This window comes from Paenibacillus arenosi, assembly GCF_014841135.1.
GTDB lineage: Bacteria > Bacillota > Bacilli > Paenibacillales > Paenibacillaceae > Paenibacillus_B > Paenibacillus_B arenosi.
The window spans coordinates 1-19,385 of sequence record NZ_JACYTN010000035.1 but is presented as its reverse complement, the minus strand read 5'-3'; the positions used below and the strand labels follow the sequence as shown (position 1 = coordinate 19,385).

The 19,385-nt window shown below is 44.0% G+C and carries 17 protein-coding genes and 14 tRNA genes; 3 read left to right on the top strand and 28 right to left on the bottom strand.

Going from position 1 to position 19,385, the window contains the following annotated elements:
• Positions 1–87 precede the first annotated feature (87 nt).
• The 3 genes from secF to IFO66_RS22500 form a co-directional block, all read right to left on the bottom strand.
• A complete protein-coding gene (gene secF, locus IFO66_RS22510) occupies positions 88–1,002 on the bottom strand; it encodes a protein translocase subunit SecF (RefSeq protein ID WP_192027262.1) in 915 nt (304 codons plus the stop codon).
• Complete coding sequence (gene secD, locus IFO66_RS22505; RefSeq protein WP_192027261.1) at positions 992–2,272, bottom strand: protein translocase subunit SecD; 1,281 nt, start codon at positions 2,270–2,272, stop codon at positions 992–994. Before secD ends, secF begins: the two co-directional genes overlap by 11 nt.
• 106 nt (positions 2,273–2,378) lie before the next feature.
• Complete coding sequence (locus IFO66_RS22500; RefSeq protein WP_192027260.1) at positions 2,379–2,645, bottom strand: post-transcriptional regulator; 267 nt, start codon at positions 2,643–2,645, stop codon at positions 2,379–2,381.
• Positions 2,646–2,832: 187 nt separating this feature from the next.
• On the opposite strand from IFO66_RS22500, the gene spoVB reads away from it, so the two are divergent.
• Positions 2,833–4,419 (top strand): stage V sporulation protein B, encoded by a 1,587-nt coding sequence (gene spoVB / locus IFO66_RS22495; protein WP_192027259.1) that lies wholly within the window; start codon positions 2,833–2,835, stop codon positions 4,417–4,419.
• A 26-nt stretch (positions 4,420–4,445) separates the two neighbouring features.
• Here spoVB and IFO66_RS22490 read toward each other — a convergent pair whose 3' ends face one another.
• Together IFO66_RS22490 and IFO66_RS22485 are read right to left on the bottom strand one after the other, a co-directional pair.
• Positions 4,446–5,264, bottom strand: a complete 819-nt coding sequence (locus IFO66_RS22490; RefSeq protein ID WP_192027270.1) for a DUF421 domain-containing protein — start codon at positions 5,262–5,264, stop codon at positions 4,446–4,448.
• Positions 5,265–5,435: 171 nt separating this feature from the next.
• Positions 5,436–6,743 (bottom strand): ArsB/NhaD family transporter, encoded by a 1,308-nt coding sequence (locus IFO66_RS22485; protein WP_192027258.1) that lies wholly within the window; start codon positions 6,741–6,743, stop codon positions 5,436–5,438.
• A gap of 120 nt (positions 6,744–6,863) precedes the next feature.
• On the opposite strand from IFO66_RS22485, the gene IFO66_RS22480 reads away from it, so the two are divergent.
• Both IFO66_RS22480 and IFO66_RS22475 read left to right on the top strand, forming a co-directional pair.
• Positions 6,864–7,268, top strand: coding sequence for a TIGR04086 family membrane protein (locus tag IFO66_RS22480; RefSeq protein WP_192027257.1), 405 nt, complete (start codon positions 6,864–6,866; stop codon positions 7,266–7,268).
• 89 nt (positions 7,269–7,357) lie between these two features.
• Positions 7,358–8,206: a phosphatase PAP2 family protein gene (locus tag IFO66_RS22475; RefSeq protein ID WP_192027256.1), complete on the top strand. Its 849-nt coding sequence runs from the start codon at positions 7,358–7,360 to the stop codon at positions 8,204–8,206.
• A gap of 62 nt (positions 8,207–8,268) precedes the next feature.
• Here IFO66_RS22475 and yajC read toward each other — a convergent pair whose 3' ends face one another.
• From yajC to IFO66_RS22360, 23 genes are all read right to left on the bottom strand, one after another.
• The gene (yajC, locus tag IFO66_RS22470; RefSeq protein ID WP_192027255.1) at positions 8,269–8,595 is read right to left on the bottom strand and encodes a preprotein translocase subunit YajC; all 327 of its coding nucleotides are present in this window, start codon (positions 8,593–8,595) and stop codon (positions 8,269–8,271) included.
• 81 nt (positions 8,596–8,676) lie between these two features.
• On the bottom strand, positions 8,677–9,813 hold the full coding sequence (gene tgt / locus IFO66_RS22465; RefSeq protein WP_192027254.1) for a tRNA guanosine(34) transglycosylase Tgt: 1,137 nt from the start codon (positions 9,811–9,813) through the stop codon (positions 8,677–8,679).
• A gap of 41 nt (positions 9,814–9,854) precedes the next feature.
• Positions 9,855–10,886 (bottom strand): tRNA preQ1(34) S-adenosylmethionine ribosyltransferase-isomerase QueA, encoded by a 1,032-nt coding sequence (gene queA / locus IFO66_RS22460; RefSeq protein WP_192027253.1) that lies wholly within the window; start codon positions 10,884–10,886, stop codon positions 9,855–9,857.
• A gap of 11 nt (positions 10,887–10,897) precedes the next feature.
• A complete protein-coding gene (locus IFO66_RS22455) occupies positions 10,898–13,045 on the bottom strand; it encodes a SpoIID/LytB domain-containing protein (protein ID WP_192027252.1) in 2,148 nt (715 codons plus the stop codon).
• A gap of 80 nt (positions 13,046–13,125) precedes the next feature.
• Positions 13,126–14,133, bottom strand: a complete 1,008-nt coding sequence (gene ruvB, locus IFO66_RS22450; RefSeq protein WP_028596077.1) for a Holliday junction branch migration DNA helicase RuvB — start codon at positions 14,131–14,133, stop codon at positions 13,126–13,128.
• 34 nt (positions 14,134–14,167) lie between these two features.
• Entirely contained in the window at positions 14,168–14,791 is a 624-nt protein-coding gene (gene ruvA / locus IFO66_RS22445; protein ID WP_192027251.1) for a Holliday junction branch migration protein RuvA, read from the bottom strand.
• On the bottom strand, positions 14,788–15,291 hold the full coding sequence (gene ruvC, locus IFO66_RS22440; RefSeq protein ID WP_192027250.1) for a crossover junction endodeoxyribonuclease RuvC: 504 nt from the start codon (positions 15,289–15,291) through the stop codon (positions 14,788–14,790). Before ruvC ends, ruvA begins: the two co-directional genes overlap by 4 nt.
• Before the next feature lie 143 nt (positions 15,292–15,434).
• On the bottom strand, positions 15,435–16,604 hold the full coding sequence (locus IFO66_RS22435) for a cation:proton antiporter (RefSeq protein WP_192027249.1): 1,170 nt from the start codon (positions 16,602–16,604) through the stop codon (positions 15,435–15,437).
• A 199-nt stretch (positions 16,605–16,803) separates the two neighbouring features.
• Positions 16,804–17,556: a BofC C-terminal domain-containing protein gene (locus IFO66_RS22430; protein WP_192027248.1), complete on the bottom strand. Its 753-nt coding sequence runs from the start codon at positions 17,554–17,556 to the stop codon at positions 16,804–16,806.
• A gap of 130 nt (positions 17,557–17,686) precedes the next feature.
• Positions 17,687–17,763 (bottom strand) — tRNA-Pro (locus tag IFO66_RS22425).
• A gap of 10 nt (positions 17,764–17,773) precedes the next feature.
• Positions 17,774–17,856, bottom strand: a tRNA-Leu gene (locus tag IFO66_RS22420).
• Between the two features lie 14 nt (positions 17,857–17,870).
• Positions 17,871–17,947: transfer RNA gene (locus tag IFO66_RS22415), tRNA-Arg, on the bottom strand.
• A gap of 6 nt (positions 17,948–17,953) precedes the next feature.
• Positions 17,954–18,028 (bottom strand) — tRNA-Gly (locus IFO66_RS22410).
• A 303-nt stretch (positions 18,029–18,331) separates the two neighbouring features.
• A tRNA-Lys gene (locus IFO66_RS22405) sits at positions 18,332–18,407 on the bottom strand.
• Positions 18,408–18,412: 5 nt separating this feature from the next.
• Positions 18,413–18,487: transfer RNA gene (locus tag IFO66_RS22400), tRNA-Glu, on the bottom strand.
• Positions 18,488–18,508: 21 nt separating this feature from the next.
• Positions 18,509–18,585: transfer RNA gene (locus IFO66_RS22395), tRNA-Asp, on the bottom strand.
• Positions 18,586–18,606: 21 nt separating this feature from the next.
• Positions 18,607–18,683: transfer RNA gene (locus tag IFO66_RS22390), tRNA-Met, on the bottom strand.
• Between the two features lie 7 nt (positions 18,684–18,690).
• A tRNA-Val gene (locus IFO66_RS22385) sits at positions 18,691–18,766 on the bottom strand.
• A gap of 33 nt (positions 18,767–18,799) precedes the next feature.
• A tRNA-Val gene (locus IFO66_RS22380) sits at positions 18,800–18,875 on the bottom strand.
• 5 nt (positions 18,876–18,880) lie between these two features.
• A tRNA-Glu gene (locus IFO66_RS22375) sits at positions 18,881–18,955 on the bottom strand.
• 21 nt (positions 18,956–18,976) lie between these two features.
• Positions 18,977–19,053, bottom strand: a tRNA-Asp gene (locus tag IFO66_RS22370).
• Between the two features lie 20 nt (positions 19,054–19,073).
• Positions 19,074–19,150 (bottom strand) — tRNA-Met (locus tag IFO66_RS22365).
• A gap of 71 nt (positions 19,151–19,221) precedes the next feature.
• Positions 19,222–19,313: transfer RNA gene (locus IFO66_RS22360), tRNA-Ser, on the bottom strand.
• Between the last annotated feature and the right edge of the window lie 72 nt (positions 19,314–19,385).

The following is a 19,385-nucleotide window of genomic DNA, read 5'->3' as shown; positions in this document are numbered from 1 at the left end:
AGATGGAAGCTTGCATGAACAGACCGACACAGCATTCTACCTGTGCTCAGTGTGTGCATCAAGCACCAAAACTATCACATATATTGATTATACTTCTTGCGGCTTGCGATTGTTAGGCTTTTTATCGCCTGCACGTTCGCGAAGCACAACCCATAACGGGCTAGCAATAAAGATCGAAGAGTAGGCACCGAATGCCAAACCGATTACGATTGCAAGCGAGAACATACGAATCGACTCACTACCGAAGATGAGTAGACATACTGCCGTAACAAGAACAGTAAGCATCGTATTAATCGTACGTGTTAGCGTCTGGTTAACACTTGAGTTAACTAGTTTGTCCAAATCGCTGCGATTACGAAGTTTCGCAAAACGAAGGTTCTCACGAATACGGTCAAAGATAACGATCGTATCATTAATAGAGAAACCGATGATCGTTAATACCGCAATAATAAACGGAAGGTTAACCTCTAAGTTGAAAATGGAGAACACGCTAATAACCATAAACGCATCATGCAGCAAAGCAACGATCGCTGCAATCGCGAATCTCCATTCAAAGCGAATACTTACGTAAATGATAATACCGATAGAGGCAATCAATACGGAGTAGATCGCGTTACGCTGAAGTTCACGAGCGATTTCCACATCGACAATATTTACTTCAATAGAAGAGCCGGGAGAGAGCTTTTCAATATCTTTCTTCAACTGAGCCTCTTCTGTATCAGCTAGAACCTCTGTGAATCGGATAGCCATACGCTCACTACCCTCTGTAATAACAGGGGGCTTCTCAAGTTTATAGCCAGCCAAAGCTTGTTCCATTTGCTGCTTGCTTATTGGTTGCTTCAAGGTGATATCGACATTGGTTCCCGAGCTGAAGTCAACCCCGTAGTTCAATCCGCGGAACGCTAAGGTTCCAACACCAAGAAGTGTAATGACGATCGAAAAGATGAAGAAGTATTTACTTACCTTCATGAAATCGAAATTGTAACTAGTCTTAAAGTTCACGGATTTCACTCTCCTTCACACCAAAGTAAGACGGCTTGTTGAGCTTGTTGCTTCTCACAAGCAGCTGCAAGAATAGGCGGGAGAGGAATACATTTGTGAAAATACTTATAACAACAGTAAGCATCATAATAAACGCAAAGCCTTTAACTTGGCTTTCGCCCAGAGCGTACATAACTCCACCTGCAATGATCGTAGTTACGTTGGCATCAAGAATAGTACGGAACGAGCTCTTGGAACCCGCTTTAACTGCAGAAGAAACGGATTTCCCTGCACGCATTTCTTCACGAATACGCTCGTACGTAATAATGTTCGCATCCACTGCCATACCAAGACCCAATACGAATGCCGCAATACCCGGCAAAGTAAGCGTCGTGTCTGACAACCAGAATACAACGAAATGGAGCCAAATAAATAGAATCAAGGAGAAGCTAGCAATAATACCAGGCATACGGTAATAAATTAACATAAACAGCAACACCAATACCGTACCAATGACACCTGCTTTAATCGTTTGATTCAGTGAAAGCTGGCCTAGAGAAGCTGATACACTCTGCGTGTACTTCTCTGTCAGCTTGAGCGGCAAGGAGCCTAGGTTAATCGTGTCTTTAAGCTCATTTGCTTCTTCCTGACTTCCTTGTCCAGTAATCGTAGCCTCAGTACCTGTGATCGGGAATTGTACACTTGGCGCTGAGATCAATTTCTCATCCATAAAAATAGCTAATTGATTGCGTGCTTGTGTCGGATCTGGATTAGCTAGTTTAGAAAGCCTTGTCGTAATTTCTCCGAACTTCTGACCATCTTTTAGTTTAATTGCGACAACAGGTCTTCTCAACTCATCAGAAATGACCGAAGCGCCGCCTTCAACAAAATCCGTTCCTTTTAATTCAACTTTACAATAATCCGTTGGGCTTTTACATCCATCGGAGCTGCGGAACGTGAGGACAGCTGGACTTTTCAGTTTCTTACGAACGGTTTCCTCGTCCTGAACGTCTGCCAATTTAACACGAATACGGTTCGAACCCTCCGTCGTTATCTCTGGCTCACTTGTTCCTGTTGCATTAATACGTTTCTCCAAGCTTTTAGCGGTCTGTACGAGCGCATCTGGAGTCACCTGTCCACCTGGTTCAAGAGGTGAAGCTTCATACAAAATCTCGAAGCCACCCTTCAAATCTAGGCCTAGGTGAATCTTGTTGAGGATCGTAGGGCTCGTCCAAATAATAATACCAAGCGATACGACCACGATGAACAAGAACGTCATCACCCTTTTCATATCGTCCCCATTCCCCTTTCATGTTCAATATTCCTATTATATCGACGGTCAAAAAACGAGTCAATTTTTCATTAATCGCCTTAGTCACCGCAAAAAAAGCCTCACCTTAGGAAAAGGGAGACCCTTTATAGGCAGCCATCGTTGCATAGTTCATAAACTGTGTCGTCCTAAGCGACAAAATGTCGTTCACGATACGATGAAGCGCAGGCTCTTCTGCTACTTTTTTGTATCGTGCGCTCACACATTCCCATATGTCCTTATCAGTCACATGCTCGTAACCTAGCAAATGAAATTCTTCTGCTTTGCTCCGACAGAGAAGCTCGATATCTTGATCTAAGATGCTACTGATCCGCCCTTCCAAAACTTGATCCATAACGAAAGCCTCTCCTTTTCATTCTCTAGTTCACCACTGCCATTGTAAATTCGCGCTTAACCTGTCATGTTCCTGCTTGCCAACGTTAATTGAAACAAAAAAGCCTGTACATGTCCAATCGGACAACTGCATACACATGAATACAACAAGTACGTTGTACAAGTCTGCCCTTAAGCGAGGGATTTAAATGAAAAAGCAAACCTTCATCCAAGGAACACTCATTTTATTTGCAGCAGGTTTATTAAATCGAATACTTGGCTTCATCCCCCGCATTACATTACCTCGTATCATTGGGGCAGAGGGGGTTGGCCTCTATCAACTTGGCTACCCATTTCTCCTCGTCATGCTAACCATTATAACAGGTGGTGTTCCACTTGCGGTTGCAAAATTAGTAGCTGAAGCAGATTCAGTCGGGAATCAGCAGCGTGTCCGTAACATTGTACGTGCAGCATTGTGGATGACAAGCTCTGTTGCTGTCGTCTTAACAGTCACCTGCTTACTGTTATCATCGTGGATTACAACACATGTACTCACAGATAGCCGTGTCTATTACACCTTCCTCTTTATGACACCAAATATTATTATTATTGCGGTTGCCTCTGTACTGAGAGGCTACTTTCAGGGCAAACAAAATATGATACCGACGGCTGCATCTCAAGTAACCGAAACCATTGTTCGTATTGTAACCGTCATTGGAGGCGCTTATTTGCTGCTTCCATATGGGCTGGAATGGGCTGCTGCTGGGGCCATGCTTGGGGTCGTTGTAGGTGAACTGAGTGGCTTGTTAGTGCTTGTGCTGCAATGGCGTCGCCACCATAAGAAAACGAACAACACTACCGAATCTATAGTCAGAGACACTCCCTATACACAACCTATGGAACCGGTGCGTCCCGCTTGGCGCAGCCTCTTACGAATCGCCCTTCCTGTAACAGGTGGAAAGCTAATTGGCTCTTTATCCTACTTGCTGGAATCGATTACAATTGCACGCAGTCTTGCTGCTGCCGGTATTGTAACTGCAGTGGCTACGGCTCAATACGGTGCTTTACAAGGCATGATCATTCCTATTTTGCTGCTGCCAGGTGCATTAACCTATTCTTTGTCTGTGTCGTTGGTACCCTCTTTATCCGAAGCTTACGGACGAAAAGATATGGCCACCATTCATATGCGCATGCATCAAGCGATCCGCTTAGCTTTAGTGAGCGGTGCTCCCTTTGCCGTCGTTATGTATATACTAGCATTGCCGCTGTGCAGTGTACTCTATGACGACATTTCAGTAGCGCCCATGCTGCAGTGGATGGCTCCGGTAGCCATTTTTATATACTTGCAAGCCCCTTTGCAAGCTGCGTTACAAGCACTTGATCAGCCTGGAACAGCACTCATGAACACATTTGTAGGTGCAATTGTGAAGTTAGGACTCATTATCCAGCTCGCATCAATGCCCCATCTTGGCATTCAGGGCGCTGTCATCGCTATAAATGTTAATATAATGATCGTTACACTGCTTCACGGATGGAGCCTTATTCGGACGTTTAAAATAAAAATTCCGTGGATTGATTTTGCTAAAGTTGGCGTCGCTATGATCATTATCGCTGGTGCCATTCAAGCAACGTATCAACATTTCCCACTAACCAACTCTGTATTTATTCGTTTAAGTGCAGCATGCCTTGTAGGACTATGCCTCTATGTTGCTCTGCTTATTATGATGAAACTTATCGATCGAAACGACATAACCCGCCTGCCCCTTATAGGACGTTTTCTATCTAGTCGTACCTAACGGCGACGGGCTTCATCGGAAATACGTTAACGCCTAGGTTTGGGATCCATTTTGTCTACAAAAATGCGTCCCCGATGATCGATAGAACAAAAGAACACATCTTTAAATTCTTGAGCTCCTTTTTGCTGAATTTGATTTTTCAACCAAAATCGTGTCTTCTCGATTTTTTCTAGATTAGAATCCATCACACGGCCATCCATAATAAGCGGTAATGGAAGCGATGTAAACTTAATGCGATCGGGATGCTCTAACACAGGTTGATCTTTTTTATGCATCGTGCTGCTTGTGTTCATGTTAAATGCGATCTCCGCACTCATTTCATTGTCTGTATTTTTTTGTGACATGCTGGTACTTGCCTGCGTGCCAGCATGAGCGCTGCTCTCTTCATCATCAGTGGAGGCCACGACTTGTTCACCGCCGGTACTACCAGCATGTTCTTTTAGGAACACGGTTAGTTTCCCTGTTGGCTCCAAAATAGCGAACTGAACTTCTTGAACACTGTCTATCCCCTGCTCTCTAAGCTGAAGCATTAAATCGTCCAAATTATAGCGTTGTTTACGCATCTCCTCGCGGTTAAGCTGTCCTTGATTAATAATAAAGCTCGGATTTCCATCAAAGAAGCAACGTATCCGTCTATTTTTCATAGCCAGTACAGCTAATCCGATTTGGATCAGGACGAGCACCGCCATCGGTACTAAACACTCCCATATAGGCTTATGGGCATCCTCAATACCAAATACAGCAATTTCAGCAATCATAATCGAAATCACTAAATCAAAAATAGATAACTTTCCAATTTCCCGCTTTCCCATTAACCTCATAACACTAAAAACAGCGAAATACATCAATATTGTACGGAAAACAAGTATTCCAAATACCAATGAGATACCTCCTCACAGCCTTAATCCGATATCTAGAAAGGAGAGAGCTTCTTCAACAGGTATTCTCACCGTAGCCATCCCTTAACATACGAATCAAATTCTTGAAAAGTTTACCCATCCATCTACACCCACGTACTAGCCAACAAGCAGAAACAAATACACAGTCGCAATAAGAAGAGACAGCAACGTAATCGGCGCTCCTATTTTTAAAAACTCCCAATAACTGAATCCCTTATTTTCCCGCTTGGCCATTCCTGATACAATTACGTTCGCCGATGCTCCTAGCACCGTTCCATTCCCACCTAGACATGCACCTAATGCTAACGCCCACCACAACACATTTGTTTCATTAGGATCAGTTACTCCCATTTGCACCCCTACATCTTGAATTAGAGGTATCATCGTAGCTACAAACGGAATATTATCAATCGTTGCGGAAGCAATTCCCGATACCCATAACACAAACATCGTAGTGTTCAGCATATCTCCTTTTGTTACATCAAGAGTCAGCCTCGCAAGTTGTTCGATGATACCGACTTCCACCAAGCCTCCAACAAGAATAAATAAGCCGATAAAGAAAAATATCGTCACCCACTCCACATGACTGAACGCTTCTTCAATTTCTCGTTCGGATTGTGTACATAGCAATATAGCTGCCCCAGCTAAAGCAATGACAGATGGCTCGATGTGTATAACAGAATGCAGCGCAAATCCAGTAATCGTCATGACAAGGACAGTTATAGATTTCATAACTAGCCGTTTATCTGTAATATAATCCTTTGCGGATAATTCCATCAGCGCTTCCTTTTGCTTCTCCCCCACCTGCAGCTGCTTCCGATAAATAAGAACAAGTACAAGCAATACCACAACCATAATAACAATCGTTACAGGCGCTAAATATTGCAAAAACATATTAAACGTTAAATGTTTATTAGCTGATCCAATCATAATATTAGGTGGATCTCCTATCATCGTTGCTGTTCCACCGATATTGGCACTAATAATTTCTGCAATAAGATATGGAACTGGATTAATTTGCAAAATACGTGTAATAGAGAACGTAATCGGTACCATTAACAATACGGTCGTTACATTATCCAAAAATGCCGATCCGAGAGCTGTTAACGATGACATAATAATTAGAATACGTATCGGTCTGCCTTGTGCTTGCTGTGCGGCCTTTACCGCTACATATTGAAATATTCCGCTCTTATTTGCAATGTTTACGAGTATCATCATACCGATTAACAAGAAAATGGTGTTCCATTCAACATGCTTCGTAAAGGCTATTTCAACTGGCACAATATGCAAAATCAACATGACAACAGCACCTAATAATGCAATCACAGCACGGTTCATTTTCTCCGTAATGATAATGGAATAGGTGAATAAAAATACAATTATCGCAGCAGTCACCTGCCACGTTTGATCCATATGCTCCATCTTGTCTTCCCCTTTTCTAGGTAAGTATGAATTCGTACGATGTGATGGCTATATCTTTGTACTATTTCCTATAGCTTGCCCATACGATGATACAAACAGAATGTCAGAGGGAGGATTTTTATGAACGCAATGCAGCGCTTTAGCTCAGGTAAGTTAAGCCATCCGTTATTGGCTGGGATCGGCTATGCTCTTTTATGGCTGGCCATTGGTGCTCTAGCCCTTTCTATTTTGTTAGTCGCCACCACTACGCAAGAAGAGAACCTGACCAAGTACAGCTACTTTGTCCACGGCTTTGCTTTACTTATCGGTGGTTGGACATCTGGGAAACGCAGTGGAAGAAAAGGCTGGTACTACGGAGGGCTCACAGGCATACTGTACGCCTTACTTGTGTTTGTCATTGGCTTCCTAGCATTGGATATGCAATGGGATGCGATTAAATGGATTGCATTAGCAGCAGCATTTGGCTTATCTGCTCTAGGTGGTATATTCGGGGTTAATGTAAGCAAAGACAGTAAATCCAAGTAATGGGAGTCGTACTTGGTGTGTTCCTATTCTCGGTATGATATACTATGGGAGGCTCATACATTATTTCGTACTAGAATTAGGGGGATACTATGGTACTTTTTGAATCGATGCAGACGGTCGCTATCTGGTCCGTTGTATTCATTCTATTGCTTGCATGGCTTGGATCTGGCAAGCAGCCGATCTACATCATTCGTTCATTTGTCAAACTTATTACTCATTCACGGCCATTTCTTATCGCCTTTGTTTCATTTATGTGTCTTCTTGTCGTTAATAAATATCAGTTAGATTTAGAAGCAATGATGTCTATCAACTGGGACTTTACTCCCTTGATTTATCAAATAGAAGGCCAGTTTGTCTATCATTTGCAGCAGCTTTTTGAACATCCTGCTCTAACTCCTATACTTGCTTTTTTCTATTTAGTTATATTCCAAGCGATTATTATCGCTTCTATAGGAGTCTATGCCGCTCGCGGGCTTACTTCGTTCGCGGTCGCTATTTGTTACGCTATTACTTTTAACTATATTATTGCATTGCCTTTTTATTTCTGGGTTCCAGTTGATGAAGTATGGTCTTATGCACCTTCGGGCGTATCTTTTCTTATGCTGGATAGTTTCCCAACGTTTGAAGAGAACTATCGAGCATTTTCAGGACTTGACAATTGCTTCCCGAGTTTGCATACGTCCATTTCTGCTACAGTCGCAATAGTAGCCTGGCGCTCAGGCATCCGCAGATGGATATGGATTGCTTGTCCAAGTGCCGTTATCATTATTTTCTCCATCTTCTATCTCGGTATCCACTGGGTATCGGACATGTTCGCAGGTATTGCGCTTGCCGCAGCATGCAGCTGGATTGGATTTAAACTTGCGGGTATTTCCACGTCCCGCTCCAGTGCTACGAATAGCATAGAACAGCAAGCTAGTCGCTCCTTAGCTGATTAATTAGAATAATAAAAAGAACCTTCTAATCCTCCAAGTGGAATAGAAGGTTCTTTTGTCATCTACTAAGCTTTAGCAGCTTCTTCAGTAGAACCTGTAGAGATAATATGACTGATTGCATTGCGATCAAATGTCATCTTCGTAACATCATTTACACGAATCACAACAATATCGTCAGTGATTTCGAGGATATGCCCGTGAAGGCCACCGATCGTTACAATTTTATCGCCTTTTTTCAATGCGCCAAGCATCGCATTACGCGTTTTTTGCTTTTTCTGTTGCGGACGAATCAACAAGAAATAAAAGACCGCGAACATCGCACCGAATGAAAGCACCATTCCCCAAATCGAACCGCCAGCAGCAGGAGTTGCAGCTAAAAGATGTTCATTCATGATAAAATCCCCTTTTCATTTTAAATCTATGTACGGACCCCTGATCACTGCATCAGCAACCAGGACCTTCCACGCAACTAATTAGAAGCCGCTCTCATTATTGGCCATGCCATAATTTTCAAAGAACTCATCACGGAAATCTCTTAGTCGATCTTCGCGAATTGCTTCTCTTACTTGAGCCATCATATTCAATAGGAAATGCAAATTGTGATACGTCGTCAAACGAAGACCAAATGTCTCGTCAGACTTAATCAAGTGACGCAAATATGCTCTAGAATAGTTTTTACATGTGTAGCAGCTGCAATTTGGATCAAGCGGTCCAAAGTCGCGTTGATACTTCGCATTACGCACAACGAGTCTTCCTTGGCTTGTCATAGTTGTACCATTACGAGCAATTCGCGTAGGCAATACACAGTCGAACATATCTACTCCACGCATTGCACCTTCGATAAGCGCATCTGGTGAGCCTACCCCCATCAAATAGCGAGGCTTGTTCGTTGGCAGCAATGGCATTGTCGTATCAAGTGCCTCATACATCAAATGTTTAGGCTCCCCGACACTCAGTCCACCAATAGCATACCCCGGGAAATCCATAGAAGTCAAATCCATTGCACTTTGCTTACGCAAGTCCTCATACATACCACCTTGTACAATGGCAAACAAAGCTTGATCATGTGGTCGAGCATGACTTTCAAGACAACGCTCTGCCCAACGAGTCGTACGCTCTAAGGAATGCTTAACATAAGCATGATCCGCTGGGTAAGGTGCACATTCATCAAATGCCATCATAATATCAGGCCCAAGCGCATTTTGAATTTCCATTGCCTTTTCAGGTGAAAGGAACAGCTTGTCCCCGTTCAAGTGAGAACGGAAATGAACTCCCTCTTCTTCAATCTTACGCATATCACTCAAGCTAAATACCTGGAAACCGCCACTATCTGTTAAAATCGCACGATCCCAGTTCATAAACTTGTGCAGACCGCCCGCCTCACGAATAATCTCATGACCCGGACGCAGCCATAGATGGTACGTATTACTTAAAATAATACGCGCCTCCATCTCTTTTAAGTCCTCTGGGCTCATTGTTTTTACGGTTGCAAGTGTTCCTACTGGCATAAATATTGGTGTCTCGAATGACCCATGCGGCGTATGAACACGTCCAAGGCGCGCACCAGTTTGCTTACATGTTTTAATTAATTCATAAGTAACAGCTGCCATTAGATCTGATCATCCTAACTATTATCGAATTTCAACTATAATTATTTATAAATGAACATTGCATCTCCGAAGCTGAAGAATCGATACTGTTCTTTAATCGCTTCTTCATAAGCTTTAAGAATGCATTCTCTTCCTGCTAGAGCACTTACTAACATCACAAGTGTAGACTTAGGCAAATGGAAGTTGGTTAACAACGCATCTACAAGTTGGAACTCGTAACCTGGATAAATAAAAATATCGGTCCAGCCGCTGCACGCTTGCAGCTCTTGATTTGAATGCTGCTGTGCGGCTGTCTCCAATGTACGTGCTGATGTCGTACCTACAGCAACAACACGGCCGCCTTGCTGCTTCGTCTCACGTATAAGCGCTGCCGTTTCTCCAGAAACTTCATAGTACTCAGCATGCATCACATGGTCTTCTGTTCGTTCCGCACTCATTGGACGGAATGTTCCCAATCCCACATGCAGCGTTACATAAGCGATTCGTACACCTTGCTGTTGGATCTCATCTAAGAGCTCGGTAGTAAAGTGAAGACCAGCCGTTGGTGCCGCTGCAGAACCCTCATGCTTCGCATATACCGTCTGATAACGCTCTCGATCCGAAAGCTGTTCTTTAATATAAGGCGGAAGAGGCATTTCCCCCAACCGATCTAGAATTTCTTGAAAAATGCCTTCATACTCAAAACGCAGTACACGTGCTCCCATATCGCGCTCTTCTGTAACGACAGCTTTCAGCTCATCACCAAATTGAACAACTGCGCCCAGCTTCATTCGCTTCCCAGGCTTCACAAGCGCTTCCCAGCAATTATCTTGCTCTTGCTTCAGCAGCAGTACTTCAACCTTAGCCCCCGTATCCGGCTTCACGCCGAATAAACGAGCAGGAATGACACGCGTATTATTAAGCACAAGCAAATCACCTGGCTTCAAATACTGTGTAATCTCTGAGAACGAATGATGCTCTAGCTCGCAGCCATTACGGTTCAACGTTAGGAGCTTAGAAGCAGTACGATCGAGCAGGGGCGTTTGTGCGATTAAGTTCTCTGGCAAATGAAAATCAAATAAGTCCACATTCATAATTGTCCGTCCTATCGTGTCACTAACTCAACATTATTATAGTAGTATTTCAGAATTTGCTCATAGTCATACCCTTTATCAGCAAGCCCTTTGGACCCCCATTGGGACATCCCGACACCATGCCCGAATCCTTTACCATGGAAGAAGAACAATGGTTCTTCAGAAATAACAGATGCTTTACCGCCACCATCCAATACGATAGTGTTCTTGGATAAAGGCATAGCCCCTTCTCCCGTTCCACTAACTGCGTACTGGCCATTGATTCCGTGTACCGTAGTTGTTTTGCCGTCAGCTCCCGCTACTTTAAATACACTAGTCATTTCAATATCAAAAAGTGTACTCGGGAGACTACCAAATACAGTGCGGAACTGATCTGGATATTTTACTTCGAGCGGCACACCGTTAGCGTGAATTTCCATAGCTCGTCCAGACGGACCACGTTTAACTACTTCCAATTCAGTTAAAGGCCCTTTCCAAGTTACCTTAGAAACTTTACGAATCATCTCTGTAAGTTGAGCACTCGTATATGGGCCTCGTACCCAAGTATACTCGTTAGATTCAGCAACTGTATCTAATATAACAAGTTGAGTTCCTTTATTAATCGTAGCCACGGGCTTTACACTCGATTGAATCGTTGGATTCGGCCGAACGTTCGTGCCATTCTCTACAGCAACTGCTATTTCTAAGCTACCGAGATCCTTCTGTGGAAGCTTATTTACTGTATCTTCTCTCACGTAACCAACTTTACCATTTGGCATTGCTACGTAGTACCACGACTTCAAACCCTTTTGCGCAACATGATCAGGACTTTCTACTGCATGGAAATAACCGTAGTTACCACCCCATACTTCAGAAGGATGGGCCGTCATTCCGCCTGCATTAGAGTTGAAGATGGCTTCAATCAGCTTGCCTTTATGCATAAGCACTTCGCCTGCTGTTGCTTCTACGGCTGCCTGAATCGATGGTTTTTCTTTATCAATACCATAGTAAGCTTGACTTAACGTTGTATCTACTACGTTAGCGATCTCAAACTTGCCATTTTGATAAAGCGCGAAAGTGCGTGCTGCTACAGCTTGTGCCTTTAAGGCTTCAGCTGGCCACGTATGATACACTTCGCCACCGACTACCGAAACAAGATATTGCTCTAATGGCAGCTCATTTACCAAAGCAAGTTCGTTATTATGCTTGCTAATTTCCATTAACCCACGGTATGTACGTCCAAATCGCTCTGTAACTTTGGTCGTTCCTCCGTTAGCAGGCTTAATGATCCATTTGCCATCTCCGTATACGTGAGAGCGTTGTAGTACCTGCTTACCATTAACCTCGGTGGCGTGGATAAGTGCAGCATTCGCTTGAGGAATCGTAGCCTTTATAGAAAGCTGCTGTTCGATTCCAGCCTTAATGCTGGATAATTGAGCTTCTGTCACTGTTTGTCCTACCCATACAGCCGTATGAAGTGTACCTGCACTTTGAATGGTTGTGACATAAGCATCAAATTGCTGGTCCAGTAGTTTTTGTTGTACAGCTGCTGCCTGTTCAAATGTAGCATATGTACCTGTTTGTACATAGTTAGGGCCAACGGTAGTAGGGACATTTCCTTGCAGCAATGTCTTAAGGCTTGCATCCGCTTGCAAGCGTGCCGTCGCTTTAGCTGATTCTGCTTCAGTTGCATAGCCGCCAGCGTATACAGCATAATGGCTAGCACCTTGCCTTTTAAACTCTAGCATATAGGCCTTGTTGCTTTGTTTTACTTTGGCCAATGCACGCTCTGCTGCCGCAAGATCCTTCGTCTCCATCACTTTGACACGATACTGATCAAGTGCAAATTTTGCAGATGACGTATTAAGGCTGTTAGTAGATGACGCACCAAGCATGGATGCCGTTAAGTTTGTCGTCGTTGTTAACGTTACAGCATCCGTCCGACCAGGAGACTTGCTGCCCAAGTTCGCAAACAGTGCTACACGAATGGTTTCATCCTGCTGCTTTTTATCATCTAGAACAGGTTGCTCGACTGCCACCTTGTTTCTATCCGTTGCTTTTGCTCCTGCTGCATAGCTAGTCCCTGTTGCTAATCCAGGGACAGCTACTCCATTCCATAGCAATGCACTTGCAACTACTGCCGATACAGCAGCACGTGCAAGCTTCTTCCGTACTTTCATGCTAGCTAATCATCCTTCCCCAAGTCTCCCATGACTTTTACTTCTTTTTTCAATCTTACAATTACAATTCTACTAATCCATTACGATCGATTATCTGGCATTGGAATGCCAAGATGCGCATACGCTTGCGGCGTAGCAATACGCCCTCTCGGTGTCCGCTGCAAAAATCCGATCTGTAGCAAATAAGGCTCATAAACGTCTTCAATCGTTTGACTTTCTTCACCAATCGTTGCTGCGATTGTGTCCAGACCAACAGGTCCACCACGGAACTGCATAATCATGGAGCGCAGCATCTTATGATCAATCTGATCCAAGCCCACCGGATCTACTTGAATCATCTCTAATGCCTCGCACGCCAGCGACTCGGTAATCATGCCATCACCTTTTACCTGCGCGAAATCTCGCACCCGCTTCAACAAACGATTCGCAATACGCGGTGTTCCCCTAGAACGAACGGCAAGCTCACGAGCAGCTTGGCCCATAATCTCAACACCGAGAATATCAGCAGCTCTTGAGATAATAAAGCTAAGCTCATCTGTCGTGTAATACTCCAATCGGCTGACAACACCAAACCGATCACGCAATGGCGCTGACAATAAACCAGCCCGAGTAGTGGCACCGATCAGCGTGAACTTTGGCAAATCCAAGCGAACCGAACGTGCGCTAGGCCCCTTACCTATAATAATATCAAGCGCGTAATCTTCCATCGCAGGATAAAGCACCTCTTCAACCGTGCGATGCAAACGGTGGATTTCATCAATAAAGAGTACGTCACCTTCTTGCAAATTCGTGAGAATAGCAGCCAAATCTCCCGGGCGCTCAATAGCTGGTCCTGAAGTCGTTCGTATGTTCACACCAAGCTCATTTGCAATAATCGTCGACAACGTCGTCTTACCAAGTCCAGGAGGCCCATACAACAATACATGATCCAACGCTTCCTTGCGCATTTTTGCTGCTTCAATGTATATTTTAAGATTTTCCTTCACTTGGCTCTGCCCGATATATTCGGCTAAATAACGCGGTCTAAGGCTGAGCTCAACCGCCTGATCTTCCATCATAAAGTTGGCCGAAATAATACGATCGTCCATCATGTACCGCCTCTCCTGCCATTAACCATCTTTATTACACTACTAACAGTTCTTTTAGTGCTTTCTTCATTAATGAATCCACCGCTTCATCCGCATGAATACGATGTTTCAGCTGTTCCCATGCTCGATCAAGCTCAACATCTCTATAGCCTAGAGCTTTCAAAGCTTCACGAGCCTCACCCCACGATGGGTGCACATCTCCATCCAAGATGACTGGCGTATCCTCAAATAGTCCTTGCCCAGACGTAAAGTCTAGACCAATATGATCAAGCTTGTCCTTCAAGTCAAGTACAATGCGTTGAGCCGTCTTCTTCCCTATGCCCGGCAGCTTCGTTAAGAAAGTAACATTTTCTTGTTGAATAGCCATTACAAGTGCCTCAGGACGACTGCCTGCCAATATGCCAATTGCAACCTTAGGACCAACTCCATTTACCTCGATTAACTTACGGAACAAACGCAGTTCTTCCCTCGATGAGAAACCAAATAAAAGCATTGCATCTTCACGTACATGATGATGCGTGTAAACCGTTACTTCTCCATCCGTTTTCCCAAATAAATAGGGATTGGGGCACAATACACGATAGCCAATACCATTTACATCAATAACTACATAATCTGATTCCATATGGGCCACTGGGCCGCGAACATAATCTATCATTTCATTCCTGCTCCATTCAATTGTTGATAGAGGCCGCTAGAGTGAGCATGGCAAATAGCCACCGCTAGGGCATCCGCCACATCGTCAGGCTTCGGTACCGTCTTCAGTTTGAGTAGCAGCCGCACCATCTCCTGCACTTGCTTCTTCTCAGCTCCACCATAACCAACTACAGCCTGTTTCACCTGCATAGGAGTATACTCTGCAATAGGAATCCCTCGCTTGGCAGCAGCCAGTATAATAACCCCTCGAGCTTGCCCAACTGTAAATGCAGTCGTTACATTGCGATTAAAGAACAGCTTCTCAATCCCCATAGCATCAGGCTTGTACTGATCAAGCAGCTTCTCTGTCGCTTCGTATACTTGAAGGAGCCGTATTTCAGGAGCTGTTGTAGACTCTGTCTGGATAGAGCCATATTGCACCGGCGTTAGACGGCTTCCGATCTTATCTATGAATCCGAATCCAACAATGGCGATACCGGGGTCAATCCCTAAAATACGCAAAAAAATCTCTCCCTTATCGACATCTGTATCATATAGCGAACATATGTGTTCAACCTATTATAACACAGATCGTAAGGGAGAGAATGCACCTTAAGTCGTTATGCGATTATTGCTAAAACAGAAGTTAAAAGTAAGAAAAACAACTAGGAAACTTCAACCACTTCATCGTGCTTGGACGGTTTGTCCTTAAATGCTATCTTCAAGAACGGTGGTGTTACCAACGTTGTCATAATAACAACAATGACGATTGGCGTGAAATACTGAACATCAAACAAGTTGCCTGCCAGCCCTGTTGTTGCAATAATAAGGGCTACTTCCCCACGAGAAACCATTCCCGCACCGATACCGATTGAACTTTTGCGATCAAATCCAGTCAATCGTGCACCCAGACCACTGCCAATCAACTTCGTTAAAATTGCAATAATTGTGAAGACAATAATAAACCACATATGCTCGCCTAGGCCTTCAAATGTAACATTCAGACCTACACTTACAAAGAATATTGGAACGAAGATCGCATACGCAATCGGCTCCAAGCGATGCTCCACTTCATGCTTGAATTTCGTTTGAGAAATTGCAATACCAGCAGCAAACGCACCGATAATGTTAGCAACTCCTAAGAAATCCGCCATGTATGAGAAGAAGAAGCAAATAATAAGCGCTGCACTAATGACGGCTTCTGATACCTTGAGCGGCGACAGCCACTTCATGACCTTCGGTACTGCGAACACACCAAGTACGAAAGCACCTACGAAGAACAGAACCTTTTTACCAATCACCAAACCTAAGGACGTATCTGAACCTTCACCCAAGAAGCTTAGCATAAAGGCAAGCATAACAACGACAATTACGTCGTCAACTACTGCAGCACCTAATATGGTTGTACCTTCACGCGAACTAAGTTTATTCATATCCTTCAGCGTTTGGACAGAAATACTAACGGACGTTGCACATAGCAACAGACCGATGAACATCGCTTGAGTGTTATCCAGACCAAACGATATCCCTCCTAGATAACCTCCAATAAACGGTAAAATGATTCCACCAATCGCTACAGCGAACGCTGATTTCCAGTTGCGTTTTAACTGATCCAGATCGGTTTCCAACCCCGCGATAAACATCAGCAAAATAACGCCGATCTCGGCCATTTGCTTAATAAGATCGCCATCAGTAACCCATCCAAGAACGGCTGGACCAATAATAATACCAACAAGCAATTTACCTAATACACTTGGTTGTCCCAAACGCACAGTTAAGTCGCCAGCCAGCTTGGTGGATACCAAGATGATAAGTAACATGAGTAAAAGTTCCATGGTATACCATACCCCTTTCTATATATGTGATCCATAACCGACATCTTTTCTTTATCGTTTGTTAACTTCTCAGGCATTATCCGTTTCTTTATTTAGCTAATACTTTGCGTGCGTAACAACCATGAGAAACAATTCAACACAAAAAAAGAAGGACGTCGGTTACGGCGTCCTACTTATACTACCATATTCAATTAATACGTTAGGGCGATACCGTTGGTTTCATAACTTTTCTGGTATCTTCTACCGCAAAATCACTGAACGTAGATAACACGCTAATGTACTCGTCCCTGTCACTTATACGTATCCCGTTTTTAATCTGTTTTAGCACTTGTGGAGGCAGTGCACTTTCCATAGACTCAATATCAATTTGGAAAAAGGTTCTGATGACTCGTTCTTCACTCGGAGCACCATCATATAGTGATAAGTTCCCCTCTAGGTCCATTCCCATTTGAGCGGAACGTTTGCATGTCTCAGACAAATCATCAATCCGCTCTACTAAAATAACTTGCTTTGCAAGATCCATAGTCGGTTCCCACCTGCTGTTCTCATCTAACAGTTTACTAACTGCCTCACGAGACTGCTGTCCTAGATAGCGATCTCCAGTACCGCATATATACTGCTTCCGATGTATCACAGTAAGTTTGCTTTTGGATGTTCCAAATAGCTGAGCTACCTGCTCCTTACGCCAATCACTTGTAGAGGAACGGTTAGAACCATCTACAGTATTGTTTATATTCGTATCTGAAACCGATGCAAGAGTCGAAACAGACTCACTGGATATTTCACTCCACTGCTTCATTTGTTCGCTCAACATCGTACCAATTGTCAATAAACCAACAATGAATAGAATTGTTCCTAATGCCCATAACGGCCTTCTCCATCGCTTTAACTTCTTCTTTAACTGTCTCATGCGAAATGAAAACCGTGAAACAATGCGATCTCCATCAGCCATAGATTAAATCCCCTTCATTCTTCTTTTTTTCTAGTGTTGCCAAAGAAAGGGGGGATCTATACGAATTCCGTCTAATTGAAAATAAAATAACAAAAACCGTTGGCTATTAACCAACGGTTTCTCATAATACTGGTCGGGATGACACGATTTGAACATGCGACCCCTTGGTCCCAAACCAAGTGCTCTACCAAGCTGAGCTACATCCCGAACATATTAGTGGTGCCGGTGAAAGGACTCGAACCTTCACGGTTTCCCTCACGATTTTGAGTCGCGCGCGTCTGCCAATTCCGCCACACCGGCTTATAAAGATTAAATGGCGCGCCCTAAGAGATTCGAACTCCTGACCTTTTGATTCGTAGTCAAACGCTCTATCCAGCTGAGCTAAGGGCGCATATTCTGGAGCGGACAACGGGATTCGAACCCGCGACCCTCGCCTTGGCAAGGCGATACTCTACCACTGAGCTATGTCCGCACATCTTCAAATATCTCTCGAATACTCCATCATACTCTTTCTTTCGTTAATGTCATCTTTCGAGGACATTTATTAATATATCACGTTCAATATTGAATTGCAAACTTTTTTTAAATAAAATTAGTGGTAAAATATTCTTATCATTTGATAGATTAAATACGCTGTAAGTTCGAATACAAGCCGATTTTTAATATTGCCAAATCTAACGATACGGGGATTTCTATAGACAATTGATTTAATATTTCCATCAAACATAACAAAAAAGCCTGTACAAATTAATGTACAGACTGTCATGTAAGAAACTGGTGAGCCATGTAGGACTCGAACCTACGACACCCTGATTAAAAGTCAGGTGCTCTACCAACTGAGCTAATGGCTCTAATATGGTGACCCGTAGGGGATTCGAACCCCTGTTACCTCCGTGAAAGGGAGGTGTCTTAACCCCTTGACCAACGGGCCACATATTAAATTGAAGATGAATGGCGGAGCTGACGGGATTCGAACCCGCGGTCTCCTGCGTGACAGGCAGGCATGTTAGGCCTCTACACCACAGCTCCACGATAAGAATAAAAGATATTTGGTTGCGGGGGCAGGATTTGAACCTACGACCTTCGGGTTATGAGCCCGACGAGCTACCGAACTGCTCCACCCCGCGATATTTATGGTGGACGCTGACGGGATCGAACCGCCGACCCTCTGCTTGTAAGGCAGATGCTCTCCCAGCTGAGCTAAGCGTCCATATTAGTAAGTAATTTGTTTCTCATCTCTTATTGGTGGACACTAACGGGTTCGAACCGCTGACCCCTACCCTGTCAAGATAGTGCTCTCCCAGCTGAGCTAAGTGTCCAAATGTGGTGACCCGTAGGGGATTCGAACCCCTGTTACCTCCGTGAAAGGGAGGTGTCTTAACCCCTTGACCAACGGGCCACATATTAAATTGAAGATGAATGGCGGAGCTGACGGGATTCGAACCCGCGGTCTCCTGCGTGACAGGCAGGCATGTTAGGCCTCTACACCACAGCTCCACGATAAGTATAAAAGATATTGGTTGCGGGGGCAGGATTTGAACCTACGACCTTCGGGTTATGAGCCCGACGAGCTACCGGACTGCTCCACCCCGCGTCATCTATCATATCCTCTAATGTGAAACTATTATACAAAACACATTTCGTTCCATATTATAAATTCCATGCTGGCGGAGAAAGAGGGATTCGAACCCTCGAGACGCTTGTGACGCCTACACGATTTCCAATCGTGCTCCTTCGACCAACTCGGACATCTCTCCATAATGGCTCCCCGAACAGGACTCGAACCTGTGACAACTCGATTAACAGTCGAGTGCTCTACCAACTGAGCT